This is a genomic window from Streptococcus sp. KHUD_010 (assembly GCF_040207525.1).
GTDB classification, from domain to species: domain Bacteria; phylum Bacillota; class Bacilli; order Lactobacillales; family Streptococcaceae; genus Streptococcus; species Streptococcus hominis.
Genome location: NZ_CP157941.1, coordinates 377,744 through 398,171, shown reverse-complemented (window position 1 = coordinate 398,171; position 20,428 = coordinate 377,744). Strand labels below are relative to the sequence as shown.

Annotated in this window: 13 protein-coding genes and 5 pseudogenes; 2 read left to right on the top strand and 16 right to left on the bottom strand. The window is 39.5% G+C overall.

The genetic code is table 11. From position 1 onward, the window contains the following. Nucleotides 1-412: 412 nt before the first annotated feature. Nucleotides 413-637: an IS110 family transposase gene (locus tag ABKA15_RS01960; protein WP_239684966.1), complete on the bottom strand. Its 225-nt coding sequence runs from the start codon at nt 635-637 to the stop codon at nt 413-415. Nucleotides 638-795: 158 nt separating this feature from the next. Continuing rightward, a pseudogene (locus ABKA15_RS01955) lies at nt 796-1,413 on the bottom strand (IS110 family transposase). A 292-nt stretch (nt 1,414-1,705) separates the two neighbouring features. On the opposite strand from ABKA15_RS01955, the gene ABKA15_RS01950 reads away from it, so the two are divergent. Beyond that, entirely contained in the window at nt 1,706-6,178 is a 4,473-nt protein-coding gene (locus ABKA15_RS01950) for a pectinesterase family protein (RefSeq protein ID WP_053092973.1), read from the top strand. 313 nt (nt 6,179-6,491) lie between these two features. Here ABKA15_RS01950 and dnaJ read toward each other — a convergent pair whose 3' ends face one another. The 14 genes and pseudogenes from dnaJ to ABKA15_RS01880 all read right to left on the bottom strand — a co-directional run. Then, entirely contained in the window at nt 6,492-7,631 is a 1,140-nt protein-coding gene (dnaJ, locus tag ABKA15_RS01945; protein WP_049514186.1) for a molecular chaperone DnaJ, read from the bottom strand. 266 nt (nt 7,632-7,897) lie between these two features. Beyond that, nucleotides 7,898-8,068 carry a hypothetical protein gene (locus ABKA15_RS01940; RefSeq protein WP_157944423.1) on the bottom strand — a complete coding sequence of 57 codons (171 nt, stop codon included), beginning with the start codon at nt 8,066-8,068 and terminating at the stop codon, nt 7,898-7,900. A 12-nt stretch (nt 8,069-8,080) separates the two neighbouring features. Continuing rightward, nucleotides 8,081-9,913 (bottom strand): molecular chaperone DnaK, encoded by a 1,833-nt coding sequence (gene dnaK / locus ABKA15_RS01935; RefSeq protein WP_049514188.1) that lies wholly within the window; start codon nt 9,911-9,913, stop codon nt 8,081-8,083. 212 nt (nt 9,914-10,125) lie between these two features. Next, a complete protein-coding gene (grpE, locus tag ABKA15_RS01930) occupies nt 10,126-10,656 on the bottom strand; it encodes a nucleotide exchange factor GrpE (RefSeq protein WP_049514190.1) in 531 nt (176 codons plus the stop codon). A gap of 60 nt (nt 10,657-10,716) precedes the next feature. After that, nucleotides 10,717-11,751 (bottom strand): heat-inducible transcriptional repressor HrcA, encoded by a 1,035-nt coding sequence (hrcA, locus tag ABKA15_RS01925; RefSeq protein ID WP_186832679.1) that lies wholly within the window; start codon nt 11,749-11,751, stop codon nt 10,717-10,719. Between the two features lie 171 nt (nt 11,752-11,922). Next, nucleotides 11,923-12,147 (bottom strand): hypothetical protein, encoded by a 225-nt coding sequence (locus ABKA15_RS01920; protein ID WP_049514194.1) that lies wholly within the window; start codon nt 12,145-12,147, stop codon nt 11,923-11,925. A 150-nt stretch (nt 12,148-12,297) separates the two neighbouring features. Then, nucleotides 12,298-12,879 (bottom strand): annotated as a pseudogene (locus tag ABKA15_RS01915) (DUF2812 domain-containing protein). Further along, a complete protein-coding gene (locus ABKA15_RS01910) occupies nt 12,879-13,193 on the bottom strand; it encodes a PadR family transcriptional regulator (RefSeq protein ID WP_049514196.1) in 315 nt (104 codons plus the stop codon). Before ABKA15_RS01910 ends, ABKA15_RS01915 begins: the two are co-directional and overlap by 1 nt. 157 nt (nt 13,194-13,350) lie before the next feature. Beyond that, on the bottom strand, nt 13,351-14,040 hold the full coding sequence (locus tag ABKA15_RS01905) for a histidine phosphatase family protein (RefSeq protein ID WP_049514198.1): 690 nt from the start codon (nt 14,038-14,040) through the stop codon (nt 13,351-13,353). 195 nt (nt 14,041-14,235) lie between these two features. Beyond that, nucleotides 14,236-14,871: a histidine phosphatase family protein gene (locus tag ABKA15_RS01900; RefSeq protein ID WP_049514200.1), complete on the bottom strand. Its 636-nt coding sequence runs from the start codon at nt 14,869-14,871 to the stop codon at nt 14,236-14,238. Between the two features lie 199 nt (nt 14,872-15,070). Continuing rightward, a complete protein-coding gene (locus ABKA15_RS01895; protein ID WP_049514203.1) occupies nt 15,071-16,408 on the bottom strand; it encodes a PFL family protein in 1,338 nt (445 codons plus the stop codon). Nucleotides 16,409-16,420: 12 nt separating this feature from the next. Then, a complete protein-coding gene (locus ABKA15_RS01890) occupies nt 16,421-16,687 on the bottom strand; it encodes an ACT domain-containing protein (protein ID WP_049514205.1) in 267 nt (88 codons plus the stop codon). 111 nt (nt 16,688-16,798) lie between these two features. Further along, a pseudogene (locus ABKA15_RS01885) lies at nt 16,799-16,952 on the bottom strand (transcriptional regulator); the annotation flags it as partial. Nucleotides 16,953-17,279: 327 nt separating this feature from the next. Then, nucleotides 17,280-17,582: pseudogene (locus ABKA15_RS01880) on the bottom strand (GNAT family N-acetyltransferase); the annotation flags it as partial. A gap of 177 nt (nt 17,583-17,759) precedes the next feature. On the opposite strand from ABKA15_RS01880, the pseudogene ABKA15_RS01875 reads away from it, so the two are divergent. Then, a pseudogene (locus ABKA15_RS01875) lies at nt 17,760-20,223 on the top strand (LPXTG cell wall anchor domain-containing protein). Nucleotides 20,224-20,428 lie beyond the last annotated feature (205 nt).

Sequence of the window (20,428 nt, the reverse complement as noted above, 5' to 3'; positions counted from 1 at the left end):
TGTACCCATACAGATTTAGCTTAATCATTCTGTTTTCTTGCTAAAGTATTTTTACAATTCATATTATTTGATACTTATTATTTTTTATGATAAAATTATCTCTGGTAATTTTTTATAAAAAGGCATTCTATATTAAAAGTCAAGAGTAAAGTGTAAGAACTTCCTATTTATTTTTCGAGGTATCATCAGAAAATAAGTAGCACAAAAAGACCTGCTAGAAAGCAAGTTTTTGAACTCTTGTATTTTATCGTTTATCTTAGTTTCGCTTCATCAAACGATTGATTGGTTTTGAGCAGATAGAAGATGATGCGGATGAGCTTTTTAGCGATGTGAGATACAGCGACATTGTAGTGTTTACCTTGGGTTATTTTTAGCTTTAGGTAATCCTTGAAATGGGGTGAATAAAGACAAATCAACTTAGCAACCTGTATGAGTGCATAGCGCAAATGGAAGTAGAGATACTTCCTTTTTGGGAGTTTAGCTTAGCAACCTGTATGAGTGCATAGCGCAAATAGGTTGAGCCACGCTTGACCATCCCACCCGTGTTGTCCATCTGCCCCGACTGAAAAATAGCTGGCTCCAGACCGGCGAATGCTTGAAGTTGAGCAGGATTCTTGAAATTATGGATGTTCTTTATCTCCGCCTGGATAATGGCTCCTAAACGATTTCCAATACCTGCAATAGAAGTAATTGGTGAATCTCATTCGAGCATCATGTCGTTAATCTGTTCTTGGACTTGTGCAATCTGTTTGTCGTAATGCCGAATGGTTTCAATCAGTTGTCTCAATTCCAATGTTAAAGCTGATGAAGGTTGCCGATTGTCAGAACCGCTGCTTCTTGTATATTCTTTGCTTTATCGGCTGTGAGATAGCTGATGTTAAGCAAGGAAGACAAGCGAGCCCGCTTGATTTTAGCTGGTGTCGGATACTGAGTTAATAACTCGTAAACATAGTTATTGTGTAGGTCTCCGACCACTGAGTGAAGCTCAGGGAAGACAATATCAAGCAATCGTACATAGAGGTTCTTGTTCTTGGAACGATCCTGTATCAGTCGATTCTGGTAACGTGTCAACTCTTTCAATTCGTTCATTCTCTCATCATTTTGGTAGCGCTCAGGGGTTTCATCCGATCGTAGCTTGCGAGCAATGAGCAGTGCATCCTTGATGTCTGTCTTTGTCTAGGGGTTATAGTGGAAGACAGTATAGCCTAAGTTTCTTAAAAAAGTACTCAGGTTGTAGTTGTAATGTCCTGTAGATTCTAGGGCGATATGAATATCTGTTGTAATAGGAGACAACTGATATAGCTTGTCCTTTAGTTCGGAAAACCCGTGGTGAGAATTAGCGAACTTGAAGTGTTTCATCAGTACTTGACCAATATCCGAGATACAGGCTAGGTCGTGCTTATTCTTAGCCATATCAATTCCAACGTAGAGCATAGTAACTCTACTTCTGATTTATTAGCAGCTGTTGGTTGTCCCACGCACTCTTTGCCTTGTATCCTTACACGAGATAAAACGTCAGAGCGTTATCATTCTAATTACCAATTAGACAAAGAGCTGTGGTTAGAGCCTTTCTATAATCGTCTAAGCGATTGGAGTAACATACTAATCCACAGCGCTGAACTAAGTATAAAACAAATCTAAAAGAAAGGGTTTATACCATCGGGACCTACCCGATAATATAAATATAAGGAGCATTATTAAATCAATGAAAGAAGATAAAATTCGATATAGAGCTTACAAAAAAGGGAAATTTTGGGTGTTCGCCGCCATTGTAACCTCTTCTACTCTTTTGGCTTTTGGCGGAAGAGCTTATGCAGACACTGTCACGAGTACTGAAGATAAGGTATCAATGACTGTCGAAGAACAAACACAATCAACGACAAGCCCTATATCAGATACAACATCTACTGAAGTAACCTCTAAATCTGAAGCTACTGAACTTTCAAGTTCTGAATCTAGCATTTCAACATCAAGTCAGTCAGATCAAATAACAACTGCCGAAACCGTAAATGAGAACGCTAATAAAGTTATTAATAGTGAAAACGAAGCAAGTCTTCAAAACGCATCAGAAACCACTAGGAACTCTAGCGCTAAAAATAGTTGGAGTTTCAATCCTAGCAGTGATGAAAACACCTCTACTGAACTAACTAAAACAGGAACTCTTGAAGGAATAAATGGGAACTATGCTGGTATTGCCATTGATGCCAGCCAAGCCGGTGCTAAGTTTGCTCCTAGACAAACAGATACACAAATCAATGCAGGAACTAAATTAAGCATTCCTGTCAATAAAGCACAGTATGGCGCAGAAGTTACCTTGGTTTTAGCTGGTGGAACCACTAGTTTACACACTCAATTAGGAAACATTGTAAACAGTGGTGGCCCTGTGGTTATTACTCTCCCTAATGGAACAGTCGCAGGTTACCTTGATCTCATTTTCGATCAAACAAGCTATTTAAGTCAAATCAACATTCAATATAAAGAAGCACCTGTTGTTTTCCCCGGGACACCTGAAAATCTTAAAACAGAAAATACCATTTGGGACTTAGCTAACAGCAATCGTCCTAATGCTCAAGGTGATAAGAACCAAATTTTCCAAGGCATTAAAATTGATGCCAGTCAGGACGGTGCCAAGTTTGCACCACGATCAAGTGACACACAAATTAATGCTGCTACCGTGCTTTACATTCCTATCGCAGCTAATCAGTATGGAACAACCCTTTCATTCTCACTTTCAGGAGGAACGACAAGTCTCCATACCGAAACAGATAAGTTAACAAATGTTTCAGGCCTTGTAACACTAACTATTCCAGCTAATGAACATAATCATTACTTAGCCGTTACCTTTGATCAGACAACTTACCTCAATCAGATCCAGCTTTCTTATGACAAAGCTTCAGTTGTCTTCCCAGAAATTCCTGAAAATACAAAAGTAGAAGACACAACTTGGGATTTAACAGCTACAGGCGGACAAAGACCAGAAGCACAAGGAAGTCAGACCGAAAGTTACCAAGGTCTTAAAATTGATGCCAGCAAGGGAAAATTCAGCCCACGTAACACAGATACACAGGTCAATGCCGGTACTATTCTTTATATTCCGGTAGTGGCTGATGCTGCTGGAGCTACCCTTTCCATCAAGGGAAATAACTATAACAACCTTACCGTTACTTTGGATGGACAAGAGATCCAATTAGGCAGCGATATTATTATAAACACGGAAACAACTAGATATATTCCTTTAGTATTTAGTAGTAAGGATGGTTCTGGCAGTGCTTATTTGACATCTATTGATCTTGATTATGCTAGTGATAATACCGTTACTTCACATACAGTGACTGTCGGGAAAAATAGACAATATCAATCCATTCAAGCAGCACTGGATAATAACAAATCATCATTAAAAGATCGTTTAATCCTTGAAATTGACCCAGGTGAATACCGTGAAAAAGTTACGGTTAACCTACCTGGTGTAACTTTCAAAAATACTGATACTACTGGTAAAAACAAGGTTATCATTCGCGCTTCTTACTACTCATCAAATAATTTTGATGCCAACGGTGTTTTTCATCCGAAAGACGCCTATGACCTTGGGACAGACCAGAGTGCGACCGTCATTATCAATGCTAGCGGAACAGGCTTTTCAGCCTATGGCATTACTTTCCAAAATGATTATAATATCACAGATCACCTAGGTGAAAATGAGCAAACACCCGCTGTCGCCTTCAATTCTAAAGCCGATAAAATTACTATTCACGATTCAAGTTTTATTGGACGCCAAGACACCCTCTACTTACAAGGAGATGGCAATCGTGTCGTTATCGTTAACAGCTATATTGAGGGAACCGTGGATTTCATCTTTGGAAATGCTGACGCTTATATCAAAGATTCTTATATCTACATGACCTATTTCCCAGGTCGAAAGAGCGGTTACTTTACAGCACCAAATACCGCCAAAGGATACACTGGTCTTGTCTTTGATAATAGCACCTTCGGTGTTTCAGAAGATTATCCTAGTAAATCAAATATCTACTTAGCTCGTCCTTGGCAAACAGAAATTGCAACACAAACAAAACGTAGCGCCGATGGTTCTACAAAATTGATCAACTACGATCAAAACACCAAAAATCCAACCTACCTGAATACCTCTTCGGCAACAACTATTATAAATAGCAAAATTTCAGAACGTGTCTCAGAACAACGTTTCAGTCCTTGGACACGTAAGGATAATAAGGGTAAATTGATCGATGTCACCTATCACCCTGATGTTCGTTTTGTGGAATTCAACAGTCAAACTTTAAATGGAGAAGCTATAACTCCTCATGATATTAAACTCGGTCAAATCTTAACTGGTGATGAGCAAGCTTACCGCCAACAAGTGCTGCAAGAAATGAAGATTGGCAAGCAAGTTAGTAGTTGGGACGCTGATTTGGCTTCTTATGGTCAAGGTAACATTCGTCTTATTTACTTCGATGAAACAAGCCAGCAAATCCTAGCTAGTCAAGAACTTTCTGGTGATTATGGCAGCCAAGAAACCTATCACACAAGTGACAGCATTCAAAAATATCTAAATCAAGGTTATGTCCTTGTAAGTGATGCTTATCCAAGTCAAGGTCTTACTTATTCACGTGCCAATAAAGGCATGACCTACAAAGTCCGCTTCCAGCATGCCACTAATACCGTTTTAGAAGAAAAAGTGGTGACACAAACTATTCATTATCTCTATAAAAATGGAGAAAAAGCATTGGAAGATCTCGTTAATAGTTTAAGCTTTAACCGTACTGTAACAACTGATCAAGTGACTGGACAAATCACTTATGGAGCTTGGCAAGCCTTAAATGGCACTAGTTTTGAAGCTGTAGTCTCTCCAGCTATTATCGGTTACACAGCTAAGGAAAAGCAAACCAATCGTCTGAAATCTATTACTGCTGATTCTGCTAATAGTGAAGTGACTGTTACTTATCTTCCTAATACTGTAACAGCCCGTGTCATTTTCATTGATGATACCAACAATAAGGTATTAACTACTCAAAAACTTTCTGGTAAGTTTGCTACAAAAACACCTTATCAAACGCATGACACTATTCAAAAATATGAAGCTAAGGGGTATATTTTAGTTAGTGATAATTATCCAACTGAAGGGCTTATTTACAATCAAGAAAATGCTTCCTATGAAGTCCACTTGTCCCACAGTTACACCACTAGCGATGAGACCAAAACAGTCACACAAACCATTCGCTATAGTGATGAGAAAGGAAAACAAGTAGCCAACGATCATGTCGCAACTTTAAACTTTAAACGTACTGCAACTAAAGATAATGTCACTAAAAAAGTAACCTATAGTGATTGGATAGCCATCAATGGTAGCCGCTTTAGCGTTGTCTTTTCCCCAATTATTACAGGTTATACTCCTCAGCAGAGTCAAATCAATCCAATTGACAACATTACTGCCAAAACAGCCGATATGAAAATTAATGTGACTTACACCGCTAACATACAAGAAGCTAAAATCTACTATATTGATAACCTGACGCATAAAGTCATCCTCACCAAAACCCTAACTGGTAAATTCAAAACTAAGAGTAGTTACCATACAGCAACTGATATTAAGGCTCTTAAAAACCAAGGCTATATCGTAGTTAGTGATCATTATCCTAAGAATGGCATTATCTATGATCAATCCGATGTCATTAAGGAATACCAAGTTCACCTAAATCATGGAAAAATTACTGTTTCAGCTAAAAAACCAGGAAAACCCGGTAGTCCTCTTTTCTCTGGAAGCCAAGTTAAATGGCCAGTCGGAACAGATAAGAACTCTCTAACTAAAACTGTTACACGTACCATTGAATACCGGTATAGTGATGGTAGGCAAGCTGCCAAGAGCAGAGTCGAAACGATTACCTTTAATCGAGAACTTGTTTTGGATAGTGTCACAGGACAAATTATTGAAGATAAGGGTTGGAAAAGCAGTAAAAGCGGAAATACGTTCAAGTCAGTAACCTCACCTAAAATCAAAGGTTACAGCGCTGACACTAACACCGTTCAAGCCACTTCTAATATCACTGCAACTACTGATGACATAACACAAACCGTTACCTATTCAGAAGTTTCCAAAACTCCTAAAACATCAAAAACTAAAAAGAGCAAGAAAGTTAAGGCAGTTAAACATAAGAAACATTCTTAATACTGATTTTATAAAAGAGAGAAAATAGATGTCAGCTAAAAAAGTTATTGTAACACTCTTTGAAAATCAAAACTATACGTCATTGACTTCAGCTTACCGTACGCCAGTACTGCCTACGCTTTGTCATCTAGTCTATTTTTGATTTTCTTTGAGTATAACTTTCTCACTGGTCTATTTTCTTTCTCTTGTTCATTTAGTGAAACAAAAAATCGAGACTGGTTTTAGCCAGTCTCGATTTCTATTTTAAATTTCTAAAGATAAAATATCAGACAAGAAAACAGAATTTTGTAATTAAAAATGAAATCCTATTCTCTTATTTTTCGTCAAAGGCATCCTTGACCTTGTCAAAAAAGCCTTTTTTCTTAGGGTGAACTGGATTCATACCACTGGCCTTAGCAAAATCTTGCAAGGCTTCTTTTTGAGCATCATTCAACTTGGTTGGAGTAACCACATTAACAGTGACATGTTGATCTCCTTGTCCATTTCCGCGCAAACGCGGAGCGCCTTTACCTCTAAGACGGAATGTCTTACCTGTCTGGGTACCTGCTGGAATAGCGAGTTCAACATTACCATGAACTGTTGGTACTTCAACAGTATCACCAAGTGCAGCCTGAACAAAATTAATGTTCATGTTATAGTAGATAGTTGAGCCATCACGCTCAAATTTATCACTCTTAAGGACATTAATAATGACAAAAAGGTCTCCATAAGGACCATCATTAAAGCCAGCTTCTCCTTGTCCTGCTAACCGAATTTGTTGACCACTTTCAACACCTGCAGGGATTTTCACATGAACACTATGAGCTTGTTTTTCATGTCCTGTTCCATGGCAGGTTTGGCAAGGGTCTTTGATTTCTTGTCCACGCCCATGGCAGACATCACAAGTGACTTGACGACGCATCATTCCAAGTGGGGTTTGCGTATCCACATTGATGACACCAGATCCGTGACAACGACTACAAGTTATTGGGCTAGTTCCTGGTTTCGCACCCGAACCGTGACAAGTATGGCAGGTAGCCTCACGATTGTATTTAATTTCTTTGTCCGTACCAAAAATCGCTTCTTCAAACTTAAGGTTGACCCGATATTGAAGATCATCTCCTTGACGAGGTGCGTTGGGATTGCGACTTGCACCACCTCCACCAAAGAAGCTAGAGAAAATATCTTCAAAGCCACCAAAGCTAGAACCGTCAAAGCCACTGAAACCGCCAGCTCCACCGCCGAAGCCTCCGTTAGCACCCGCAGCACCATATTGATCATAGGCTGCCCGTTTTTGCTCATCACTCAAGGTTTCATAAGCCTCTTGGACTTCTTTGTATTTCTCTTCAGCACCCGGTTCTTTATTGATGTCTGGATGATATTTTTTTGATAATTTCCGATAGGCTTTCTTAATCTCATCCTGAGATGCATTTTTAGAAACGCCTAAACGGTCGTAAAATTCTGTATTATTCATAATATAAGATACAAAGGGCGTTAAGCGGGCACAGCCAAAATAGGAGTTTTGACGAAGAATCCAGAGATTCTAGGAAAAACTATCTTTTTGGCACAGTCCGTAGCCCGTGTTCAGTTACGAACACTTTCCTTTCGTTTTAATTTAACAGAACGAACTTTTTTAGGGCATGTTCAATTCTAAGATTCCATTATCCAAAAACAGAGGTTGGTTTATCAACCCCTGAATTTATCTGTTACAAATCGGCTACAAGTAAGATTGAGCAAGCACTAAATTATAATCCACAATCCTTCTTGCCAAGATGTGACAAAGGAGGTTTTAGGATTTTCCTGAGGTACTCCTATCTCATCGTTACGACGGGGGTTTCGAGCTAGTAAACCGCCTAGCTCGACCGCCTTATAGTGGCAAGCGTTAGCAGATGAGCTACTTCGAGTAGCCATTGCTTTGGCATCTTACTTCTCCGTAAACTCACCATCTACGACATCATCGCCTTTGTTGTCGCCTGAATTTGCTTGATTTGCACCTTCTGCTCCTGCTTGAGCTTGTTGGGCTGCAGCTGCTTGTTCGTAAAGTTTCACAGCGAGGGCTTGCGCTTTTTCATTGAGTGCTTCAAGTTTTGCTTTCATGTCATCCAAGTTGTTATCTTCTTGGGCTTTTTTCAATTCATCAAGAGCAGCTTGAGCAGCGTCACGTTCTGCATCAAAACCTTTGCCTTCTGTTTCTTTGATTGTCTTTTCAGTTGCAAAGATAGCTTGATCTACTTCGTTGCGAAGATCTACTTCTTCTTTACGTTTTTTATCTGCTTCAGCGTTTGCTTCTGCATCTTTCATCATGCGGTCAATTTCTTCGTCTGTCAAACCGGAGTTCGATTGAATAACGATGTGTTGTTCTTTTTGCGTACCAAGGTCTTTAGCCTTAACAGACACGATACCATTTTTGTCAATATCAAAGGTAACTTCGATTTGAGGAATACCACGAGGAGCAGCAGGAATGTCAGTCAATTGGAAACGTCCAAGTGTCTTGTTGTCTGCTGCCATTGGGCGTTCACCTTGAAGAACATGGATATCAACGGCTGGTTGATTATCTGCTGCTGTAGAGAAGACTTGTGATTTAGATGTTGGAATTGTTGTGTTACGGTCGATGAGTTTTGTAAATACTCCACCCATTGTTTCGATACCAAGTGACAATGGTGTTACGTCAAGAAGGACAACGTCTTTAACATCACCAGTAATCACACCACCTTGGATCGCCGCCCCCATAGCAACTACTTCATCAGGGTTTACTGATTTGTTTGGTTCTTTACCAGTTTCAGCCTTAACAGCTTCTACAACGGCTGGGATACGAGTTGAACCACCAACAAGAATAACTTCATCAATTTCTGACAAGCTAAGACCAGCGTCAGACAATGCACGACGAACAGGTTCTTTTGTGCGATCCACAAGCTCACGAGTCAAGTCATCAAATTTTGCACGTGTCAAGGTCATTTCTAAGTGGAGAGGTCCAGCTTCTCCCGCAGTGATGAATGGCAAGCTGATTTGAGTAGACGTTACACCAGAAAGGTCTTTCTTAGCTTTTTCAGCCGCATCTTTCAAACGTTGAAGAGCCATCTTGTCAGTTGACAAGTCAATACCATTTTCTTTCTTGAACTCAGCTACCATGTAGTCGATAATCTTTTGGTCAAAGTCATCACCACCGAGTTTATTGTCCCCTGCAGTTGCTAGCACATCAAAGACACCGTCGCCTAATTCAAGGATTGACACGTCAAATGTACCACCACCAAGGTCAAATACAAGGATTTTTTCTTCTTTATCTGTCTTGTCCAAACCATAAGCAAGGGCTGCTGCTGTTGGTTCGTTGACAATCCGTTCTACTTCAAGACCAGCAATTTTACCAGCATCTTTAGTTGCTTGACGTTGCGCATCGTTGAAGTAAGCAGGAACTGTGATAACTGCTTTGGTTACTTTTTCACCAAGGTAATCTTCAGCATAGCCTTTCAAGTATTGAAGAATCATAGCTGAGATTTCTTGTGGAGTATATTCTTTTCCATTTGCTGTAACTTTTTCAGAAGTTCCCATTTTTGATTTAATGGAGATAATCGTATCAGGATTTGTCACCGCTTGACGTTTTGCTGCGTCACCAACGATGATTTCACCATTTTTGAATGACACTACAGATGGTGTTGTACGATTTCCTTCTGGATTTGCTATGATTTTGCTTTCAGTTCCTTCAAGAACTGCAACTGCTGAATTTGTTGTACCTAAGTCAATACCAATAATTTTACTCATTATTTTTTCCTCTTTATTTTAGAATTTCTTTTTTGATACTCTTCTTAAGTGGTGGCGCCGTCAGAGCTTGATTAAATCAATCTCTTTATTAAAGTTTGCGCAGAGAGCACCACGGTGAAGAGTGTCGCTAATTGTTCGCTTCGCTCACGGTTTAGCAGAGCGAAAATATATTTTCTTTCTTCATAGTTTACCGTCGTTTCGGACGAGATTTTTTATTCTGCTACTACTACCATAGCTGGTCTTAGGAGACGTTCATGGAGTTTATAGCCCTTTTGGAAAACTTGTGCGATGCTTCCAGCTGGGTGATCATCATCTGCCGGCACCGTCTGAATAGCCATATGGAAGTTGTGATCAAACTCACCGTCTATCGGAACCTCTTCAATTCCTTCATCTTTAAGAGCGGCAATCAAACTTTCCTGTACCATTTCTAGCCCTTTTCGGACATCATCAGTCAATCCTTCAACTGCCAAGGCACGTTCTAAGTTGTCCAGCGAAGGAAGGATTGCTTTTCCTAAGTCTTGGCTACGATATTTCTGCAATTGTTGACGTTCTTCATTTGCTCGGCGCTGAATATTTTGCATTTCAGCAGCTGCACGAAGATATTTGTTTTCAAATTCGTCTGCGCGCTCATTCGCCAAGTCCAATTCAGACTTCTCAGGAGCTACCTCTGTTGTTTCTTCAGACGTTTCTTCTACCGAAATGTCCTCTTTTTTTACTTCTTCTTGCTGTTTTTCTTCTGCCACTAGGCACCTCCTTATAATCTTTTAATTATTTTTCTATCTATAGCTATCAGCTTTGTCGCCTTAATGCACTTCATAATGATTGCTACTCAGATATCTATAAAAATCTGTGAGCTTCATCGTTAAAACGCGATTGACAACATTGAGTTGACTGACAACTCGCTGATAATCTAAATTGACTGGTCCAATGACCGCTAGCATGCCAAATCCCCGGTAAGGAATGAGAAATTTGCTAGAGATGAGCGTCAAATTCGCCAGACTACTTTCTCTGCTATCCGCCACGCGCACCGTCTGCATTTGATCTTCAGCTAAACTATCTCGAATTTCAAAAGCCACTTTTTGCGGTTGGTCAAAGAATTGATAACTCTTTAGATCTGAAAAATTTAGCAACTTCACCTTACCAGATACAATGACATTTTCTTTGAAAATATCACTAAAGATATGCTCGAAAAGATCCATTACATTATCGGTCGTTGTAAAATAACGCTGAATAATTTGTGGAATCTCTGTCCGAATCTTATAGTGAATATCCAGAACTGTCTGTCCTAAGAAACGCTCTTGTATCAATTCTTTCAGCTGAATCAAATCACCTCGCAAAAAATTACGGGGAATCATGAACTGGCTGGTAATCGTATTGGATTCATCCAAAGTAAAGACTGCTAAAGCTGTATGCTGGCTGAGAATCACAGTGTCAAAAGCTGTCAAGCGTTGTTGACTCGGTTCTACATCAAGTGCTACCACCGTACATCCACTTAGCATTGAAAGAACGTCTGCTGCCTGTTGAAAAACATCCTCTAGTTTGAAGAATTCACGGTCAAACGCCTTGATTACTTCGTAGAGTTCATTTTCAGCAAGACGATCAAAGGAAAGGGAGTGTTTGACAAAGTATTGAAAACCCGCAACACTTGGTTTGCGTCCACTTGATGTATGCGCTTTTTCCAAAAGCCCCTGCTTTTCAAGAACAGCCATGTCATTACGAATCGTCGCGCTGCTAGACTGGATTGATTCTTGTAAGGTTTTGGATCCAACCGGCTCGTGAGTCTTTGTAAAGATATCAATGATCAAGTTTAAAATCTCATTCTGACGTTCCGTTACCATGACATCACCCCTTTCAGCTTTGAGCTGGAATATGAGATTTTTTGTTTAGCACTCTACACATCCGAGTGCTAACTTATGATTCTATTATACACGGTTCATTTTTAAAGTCAAGGCAAAAACTCAAAAAATTAGCACTCTTTTTGCAAGAGTGCTAAAAATCAGTCTGAGGACCTAGTTTTTCTTCTTTTTCACAAGCCATATATAAAAGAACAATTCCGCAACTGCTAAAATCGGCAACAACAGAAGTATGACATTTGTTAGCCAGCCTAAAAAATTTAATTTTTCAAAGTTCCAATGGAAATAGTTCGGAAACAAAATGGCAGTAAGCAATAGCAATCCTGTCACATTCGACAGCAAAAATTGTTTTTTATCGTTTATTAAAATTTCTTTTTTCATAAAAAATCCTTTTCTATTTTAAAAATAATTGTACAAAGCAAACCATACCACCTTATAGAAGGTAAACAATCAAGAGAAATCAGGGAAGAATGATGATAATCTGTAAGACAGAATTTCACAATAATCTAAGCTTTTTTCTTTCTCAACATATTAATCATCCAAATTTGTCAGCTCCCTTCTTTTTATCAAGAATCGTCTAACAATATGGATTAGTATTCCCAAAAGAAGTAATAACAGAGTGGAAACAATCACTAGAATGATATAAGTTAGCAAACTAAAGGACGAATGACGTTTCATAATCATCCAAACTGAGGATGAGAGCGCAAGTGTGCCTGCTATAACTGGCAACAAGCGCTGATCAACAATTCGTTTCATCATTCCTAACTTCGATCGAGAATCATTATAAATCTCGAATTCTTCTTCGCTTTTAATTTTTGATACTGGCTTACGAAAATAAGAAAAACTATTGAAATCTAGAACATGTTCCCAGCCATAATCGTCAAACAACTGAAAGTAATGAGCCTGCTCTGCCTTCTCTAAGGGCTGAAAATCCAGCTGATAACTGTAATCTTCTGGTAGGCATTTTTCAAAAGTATATTTTGCCGCTAGCAAAAAAGGCGACAAATTAACTTTAGCTAGCTGCTATCCTGCCTTGTGCATCTTCCGCAAATAGGCTGCTTCTTCGTCGTAATCTGCAATTGTAAAGATTTTATAAGTCGTTTTCTTTTCCATCATACATCCTCCTTGCTATTTTGATAGAGTCGCTCGATTCGCCTCAATTCTATTTCCAAAATCTCTCGTCCTATTTCTGTAATCTGATAAATTTTACGTTTCTCCTCTTCGTGAGAAAAAACAATCAAACCATCTTTCTCCATTTTAGACAAAGTTCCATACATAGTTCCCGGACTAATTACAACCTGCCCTTTTGTCAGTTCTTTTACTTTCTGTGTAATGTTATAACCATGACTTTCTTTTTGCAAGCAAAATAAGATATAAAATCCCGTCTCTGTCATGGGAACATAAATCCGTCTTAATTTATCATCCATACTATTTACCTCGATATATCGAACTTCGATATATACATTGTATCGAAACTCGATATACTTGTCAAGTATTTTTAGCAATAAAAAAGGAGAGAAAGTCGTTCCCAAAAATCAACGCTTATCTCAACCTCTTAAATTATTTTCATTACAAAAACGACTCTTACTCAATCTCATCCAGTATTTTCTTGCCAACCTCACGATAAGACATATCTCCAATGCAGTCAACTGTAAATTGACCATTCTCGTATTCAATGACGGTCACACTACCATTGTCTAAACCATGTGGTCTTGTTTGGTCAATGAGGTACACAAATGTTCCAATGGTCATACCGTGGCTAACAATCAGTGCATTGCCTCCATCAGCAGCTTCGATTTCCTTGGCAATATCTGAAAATCCTTCCCAAATACGGCTGCTCAATTTTTCCCAACTCTCAGCCCAACCAGCTGTATCAACTTCTACCAGGCCTTCAGCCAGCTCAGGGTAACTCAATTGATGAACATGCTCTACATTGAAAACACGGGGCATCACTCCCATAAACAATTCACCATCGTAAGCTCCATCGAAACTACCAAAACACCATTCTCGAATTCGCTTATCTGTGCGATAAGGAATGCACCCTGTCAAGTCAAGTTCTTCTAAAATAATCCCCATGGTTTGAATTGTCCGCCCGCTATCGCTAGAAAAAGCTTTTTTGAATGGAAGTCCTGACTCGCGAAGCCCAATTCCTAGCTCACGAATGCCACGTTCTCCTGCAGCGGTCAAAGGCGTATCAGACCAGCCTTGTGCCCGACCAATTGTATTAAACATGGTTTTCCCATGGCGAACAATGTATAATCTTGTTTTTGCCATATTTCACCTCCGTTTTTCTTACTATATTATATCATTTTTTGCAGAAAATCGTTTGAGAGATGAAAGAAAAATCAGGAGTAAGATGAAAGCCACAATTCGTGAAAATCAACTTTTCTCACATTCCCGTTTTTGCGATTATTTCTGCCCTTCCAATATCTTAGCACCTACTTGGCGATAAGACATGTCTCCTAACGCTTAAATGGTGAATTTCCCATTTGCATACTCCACGACCGTTACACTGCCATTTTGCACGCCAGGATTTAAAACGATAGACGGATCAATCAAACAAGCAAAGGCACCGATTGTCATACTGTGGCTGACGACAAGAGCATTGCCCCCGCCAGAAGCCTCTACATCTTTTGCAATAGCTGTAAAACCTTCTAAAATGCGTCCACTCAATTGTTCCCAAGGTTCTGCCCAGCCAGCTGTATCCACTTCTACTAGACCGTCTGCTAATTCCTGCAAGGTTAGTTTTTTATAATCTTCTACATCCAGCACTCGTGGAATTACGCCATGAAACAGATCGCCACCATAAGCACCGTCGAAACTGCCAAAACACCATTCACGGATTCGCTTGTCAAAAGTATAGGGAATTTTGCCTGTTAAACCGAGCTCTTCAAGGACAATCCCCATGGTCTGAATCGTTCGCCCAGAATCGCTGGAAAATGCTCTTGTAAATGCAAGTCCTGATTCTCGTAAACCAATTCCTAATTCATGGATGCCGCGTTCCCCTTCAGCCGTAAGTGGCGTATCACTCCAGCCTTGCGCCCGACCAATTGTATTAAACATCGTTTTCCCATGACGAATAATGTATAACTTCGTTTTTGCCATTTCAATTTCCTTTTCAAAAGAAGAAGCTTGGACAAAAGTGCTCAGCTTCCTTTGCTTATATAGTCATAATTATAAGACGCAGTGGCTGAGTGAACTCTAATACGTTGATAAATCAACTTTTACAGCCCTACTCAACCGTGCGGAGGTGGGACAGAAATCAAGTTTCTACGAAACTACTGATTTCTGTCCCACTCTCATTTTAATTTTTAAAACTATGAATCGGTGCTGGAATTTGTCCACCACGCGCAATAAAATCAGCTGATAAAGCTTTATTGACTCTCATCACTGGTGCCGTCCCTAAAAGACCGCCAAACTCAATCATGTCGCCTTCTTTTCCTTTTGGAATAATTCGTACCGCTGTTGTCTTTTGATTGATAACACCGATAGCGGCTTCGTCGGCAATCATGGCAGCAATAGTTTCAAAAGGCGTGTCTGCTGGAATAGCAATCATGTCCAATCCAACCGAGCAAATTGCGGTCATGGCCTCTAATTTTTCTAAATTGAGAGATCCGTTTTGAACCGCTGCTATCATACCTTCGTCCTCTGATACAGGAATAAAGGCACCCGATAGACCACCAACCTGATTGCAAGCCATGACGCCGCCTTTTTTGACTTGGTCATTAAGCAAAGCCAGAGCGGCGGTTGTGCCATGCGTACCGACCGTTTCCAAGCCCATTTCTTCCAGAACACGCGCTACCGAATCTCCAACAGCAGGTGTTGGTGCCAAGCTCAAATCAACAATTCCAAATTTCACACCTAGGCGCTCTGAAGCCATTTGACCGACCAATTGACCGATACGAGTGATTTTAAAGGCTGTTTTCTTGACTGTTTCCGCTACTACATCAAAACTTTCGCCACGAACTTTTTCAAGGGCACGTTTGACGACACCAGGACCAGAAACGCCGACATTGATGACGACATCAGCTTCACCGACACCATGAAAAGCTCCTGCCATAAAAGGATTATCCTCGACCGCATTAGCAAAGACAACCAGTTTCGCTGCCCCCATATCAGAAAGTTCTGCAGTTTTCTTGATAACACGTCCCATATCTGCAACTGCCGTCATGTTAATCCCAGACTTGGTGGAGCCAACATTAACAGATGAACAAACCTTGTCAGTTTCCGCTAAAGCTCGTGGAATGGAACGGATGAGGATTTCATCCCCTTTTTGATAGCCCTTTTGTACCAAGGCTGAAAAGCCACCGATAAAATCTACACCGATTTCTTTTGCTGCTCGATCCAGCGCTTTTGCTAGAAGCACATAGTCATCACTATCTGTCGCAGCGCCAATCAAGGAAATCGGGGTCACCGATACACGTTTGTTGACAATGGGAATCCCCAGCTCTGCAGCGATTTCATCACCAACTGCCACCAAATTTTTAGCTTTCCTTGTGATCTTTTGATAAATTTTTTCTGCTGCTCGCTCAATATCCGTATCAATACAGTCCAAGAGTGAAATGCCCATGGTAATGGTTCGAATATCAAAATTCTGCTCCTCAATCATGGAAATAGTTTCAGTAACTTGCTTTATATCCATTTTTCACCTCTGCTAGATATTGTACATGGCATCAAAAATCGCTGCACTTTGAATGTTAATTTTGACATTAAGTGTATTGCCAAAGGCTTCAAATTCATGGCGCAATTCTGTAAAATCTTTCTTCTCTTCACTAGAAACAACCGCCATCATGGTGAAAAATTCATCTAAAACAGTCTGCGAAATGTCATCAATATTCAACCCAAGCTCTGCAATTTTGCTCGAAACTCCTGCCACAATCCCTGTTCTATCCTTACCAACAACCGTAATAATTGCTTTCATTTTTTTACTCCAATCAACATCCTTTTTCCTATTGTAGCATAAGTAAAGGAAATTTGCATAAACCGAAAGAGAAAAATACGACTTTTACCCTTAAGCTCTGCTTAATCGTTATCAATTGATTGTTGATTCTTTCCAATGAATACTACAATCCAGCACTTGTTGTTTTTCTTCTTGATGACGCCCCTCAATCTGGTCAATCAAAATCTTGGTTGCCTACTGGCCTTCTTCAAAAGCTGGTTGGCCTTGTCGTGATACTCGGCGAAGATAAGCTCGTCATCTCGGCCAACGGACTGAACGAAAACTCGTTCACTTCATCCGAGATTCAGACGGGCTACCTGAAAATTGGTTTGCTTCGCCTGAGGGTCGGACAACTTGACTGAAAACTGATTTGCTCTGCCCTAAAGCGTTTTGTCAAGTACTTTTTTTGATTTATTGACGCTTTTTTGTTAGGCATTTCCATTTTTTAGACAAAGACAAAACAGTAAACCCTTTTTGATTTACTGTTTTGTAATTTGCTATATTATAACTTTTATTTAGTTGTTTATGTTTAATAAAACCGAGATTTTTTGAACTTGATTTTAAAATTACTATGCTACAAATTCGTTATCTCAAATACTTCTGTATGTACCCATTTTTTACTAATCCTCAAATCATTTTCTATAATTTTACTAAAGATAAACCCATTTTTTATAAGCACTTTATTAGATGCAAAATTATCTGTTGCTGTTCCCGCAATAATTCTATTTAAACCATAAATATTGAATGCTTTTTCTAAAACGATTTTAACCGCTTCATTTGCATAACCTAAATTAGTATAATTTTCTCCAATTTTATATCCAAGTTCCGCTGTTTTTTTATCACTTCCAAAAACAATTAAATTAATTCTTCCAACAATTCTATTTATTTTGATATATTTCTATTTTCTATCTACACTTTTGATTGAAACCGCTTGCATTTTCTGGCATACTATCTTTGTATACTTCAAATACTAAGGGGAGAAAAATAACAGAGAATAACTAAAAGCTATTTTCGTTATTTTTGATGCCCTCAAATTTCATAAAGGAGGTTTCTTATGAAAGATTCATATAAAAAACGGTTGTACACAAATGTTATCAGCTTGTCAGCTGTCGTTCTTGTTGCAGTTTTAACGCAAGGAACTGCTGCTGCCGATACGCAAGATAGCACAGAGACACAGCCTATCGCTAACAAGACAGAAACTGTCGTCCCTGCCGAAAAGTCAACGAAAACAAACACAACAGAAGCGACAGCAACGCCAGATTCTTCACCAGCTGAAGCTCAGCTTCCCACAACAAACAATCAAGAAGAAGCACAAAAATCAGAAAGCGCTCCTTCAATAGACAGTTCGGCTTCTACTACAAACGAATCCGGAACAGAGACTCCTGCAAAACCAGAAACACGAGCAGCTGAAACAGAAGAAAAAAAGGTTCAATTAGCTAATAGTACAGTCCATATGTCTGAAAAAGCCACCATTACTGAGACTGTGCAGGAACAGGGGGCTACAGCTGGTAAAATTTCTTGGAAATTAGATAACAAGCCAATCGCCGAATGGAAAACTTGGAATATGGAGAAAGGAGATTTTTCAGGAGACTCATTTGTCACCCTTGAGGAAACAACTAATGGCTCTGACCTCAAACTTTCTCTCAAATTCAATGAATTATTTGGAAAGGATTTAAGTCTTCGGACGCCAAATAATATCCGCAGAACTTATCGGCAATTTATCGGAAACCATGAACTCGTTGGAACAGATGAAGAGTCCGGTCTGACGATTCGAAAAACACTTGTTTTCCGACCGTATGAAAACTTCCATACTCACGAAGAAATGTTAGCGGCTATCGAAAAAAGTCGTCAAGAAGCTAAAAATGATCGGCTTGTTAAAATTGAAGACATTGGTACCAGCGCTCAAGGACGGAAAATTAAGTTAGGCATTATCAGTTCTGATCAAAAAAGCATTGATGATTACCTCAATTCAACCAATAAAATGGCGCTGACCAAACCTGCTGAAATGTTAGCTGCCCTCAAAGACGGAAAATTAGACTATAAACTTCCTATCCTCATCAACAATACACATGCGGATGAGCAACCTGCTATTGATATCATTACCGGTTTGTTCAACTCTTTCGCAACCCAAGACCAAATAAACTTTAAAACGACTCAAGCAGATGGAACACAAAAAACCGTAACCCTCTCCGTTAAAGACCTTCTCAAGAAATTCATCTTCCTCTTTGATTTCACAGAAACTCCTGACGGAGATGTTGCCAATACACGTGCACTTGCAAATGGTCTGGATCCTAACCGCGATACGAGCTATCAGACAAACCCTGAAACTCGCACTGTTGCTGGACTTATCAATAAATGGAATCCAATTGCCCTTTATGACATTCACGGTTTTGTCAAAGATTTCCTCATCGAACCTGCTACACCTCCGCACGATCCAAACTTTGAGTATGACCTTTTGGCAGACCTCATGCTAGAAAATGCTCATCACATGGGACGTGCTGGCGTTGCCAATTCTAACTATGATCACTACATCATTCCGAAGTTAGACTGGGGTGACGGTTGGGATGACTCTTTCTCTGGCTATACAGGTGTTTATGGTATGTATCATGGAATTCTAGGGCACACTATTGAAATTCCTGAAGGAAATCAAGAATCCTACAAGGCTGGTTTCCACGCTGTTTTGGGCGGAATTGACTACTTATCTCAAAATCCTGATAAACTCATGGAAATGCGCCTCAACTTCTACCTTCGCGGTGTGAACAAAGTAGAAGATCCAAAAGCTGAAAATGAATTAGTTGGACCAGATGGTAAAGTGGTCGGTCGTATCAAACATGGACAAAAGAAATTCTTCCCAGATTATTATGTGATTCCAATGGGACTTGACAAATCCAACGACTCTCAACAAGCCTTCAATATGATTGAATACTTCAAGAGAAACGGGGTTGTCATTCAAGAATTGAAGGAAGACACTGGCGGTTATAAGAAGGGTGATTTGGTTGTTGACATGGCACAAGCTAAACGTGGCTATGCCAACCATATCCTCTACAAGGGATCCAACGAATCTGCTTGGGCTGCTATATATGCAGAATTGCTGGTTAATTCCCCAGATATGGGAGGTTTTAAGACCGTAGCTGTCTTCAAAGATAAACTCTTTGACGGTAAACTCGGTGAAGTAACTGCTCTTTATTTATGCCGGCAACCCAACAAACCGTCTTCACACGATTCATTTCTACCGTTGGGTATCCAATGCTATCTTTGGCAGTCAATTAGCTCAACTGAAAGATCTTGAGAAAGAACAAAAACCTTCTACTGAAGTTGTTGAAATCATCAATCAAAAACCTCAGGCTGGTCAAGCTACAACCCTACGCTACACTCCTCAACCTCAAATTGTGAATGCTACTCGAAAAGCTCAACTTCCGCAAACAGGAAGCAAAGAAAATCAAAGCAGCTTGGTTATTGCTAGCATGTTCATTCTTGTCAACGGTTATTTGCTCCACTTAAAGAAAAAAGAAGAATAAAAATTCTCTTTTCTAACTCAAAACTTCCTCGGAGTTAATGTTCGAGGAAGTTTGTTTTTATAAATAGAAGACATCAGATGCTCGGTATTTTATTTTTTCATAAAAATCAGCAAGTCCCTATTAAAAATTGAACTGTTTTAATTACATAGAAAGCACCTCAAATTTTCTGACAGCCATTTTTATGCTTTAAATTGAATTCTTTCTT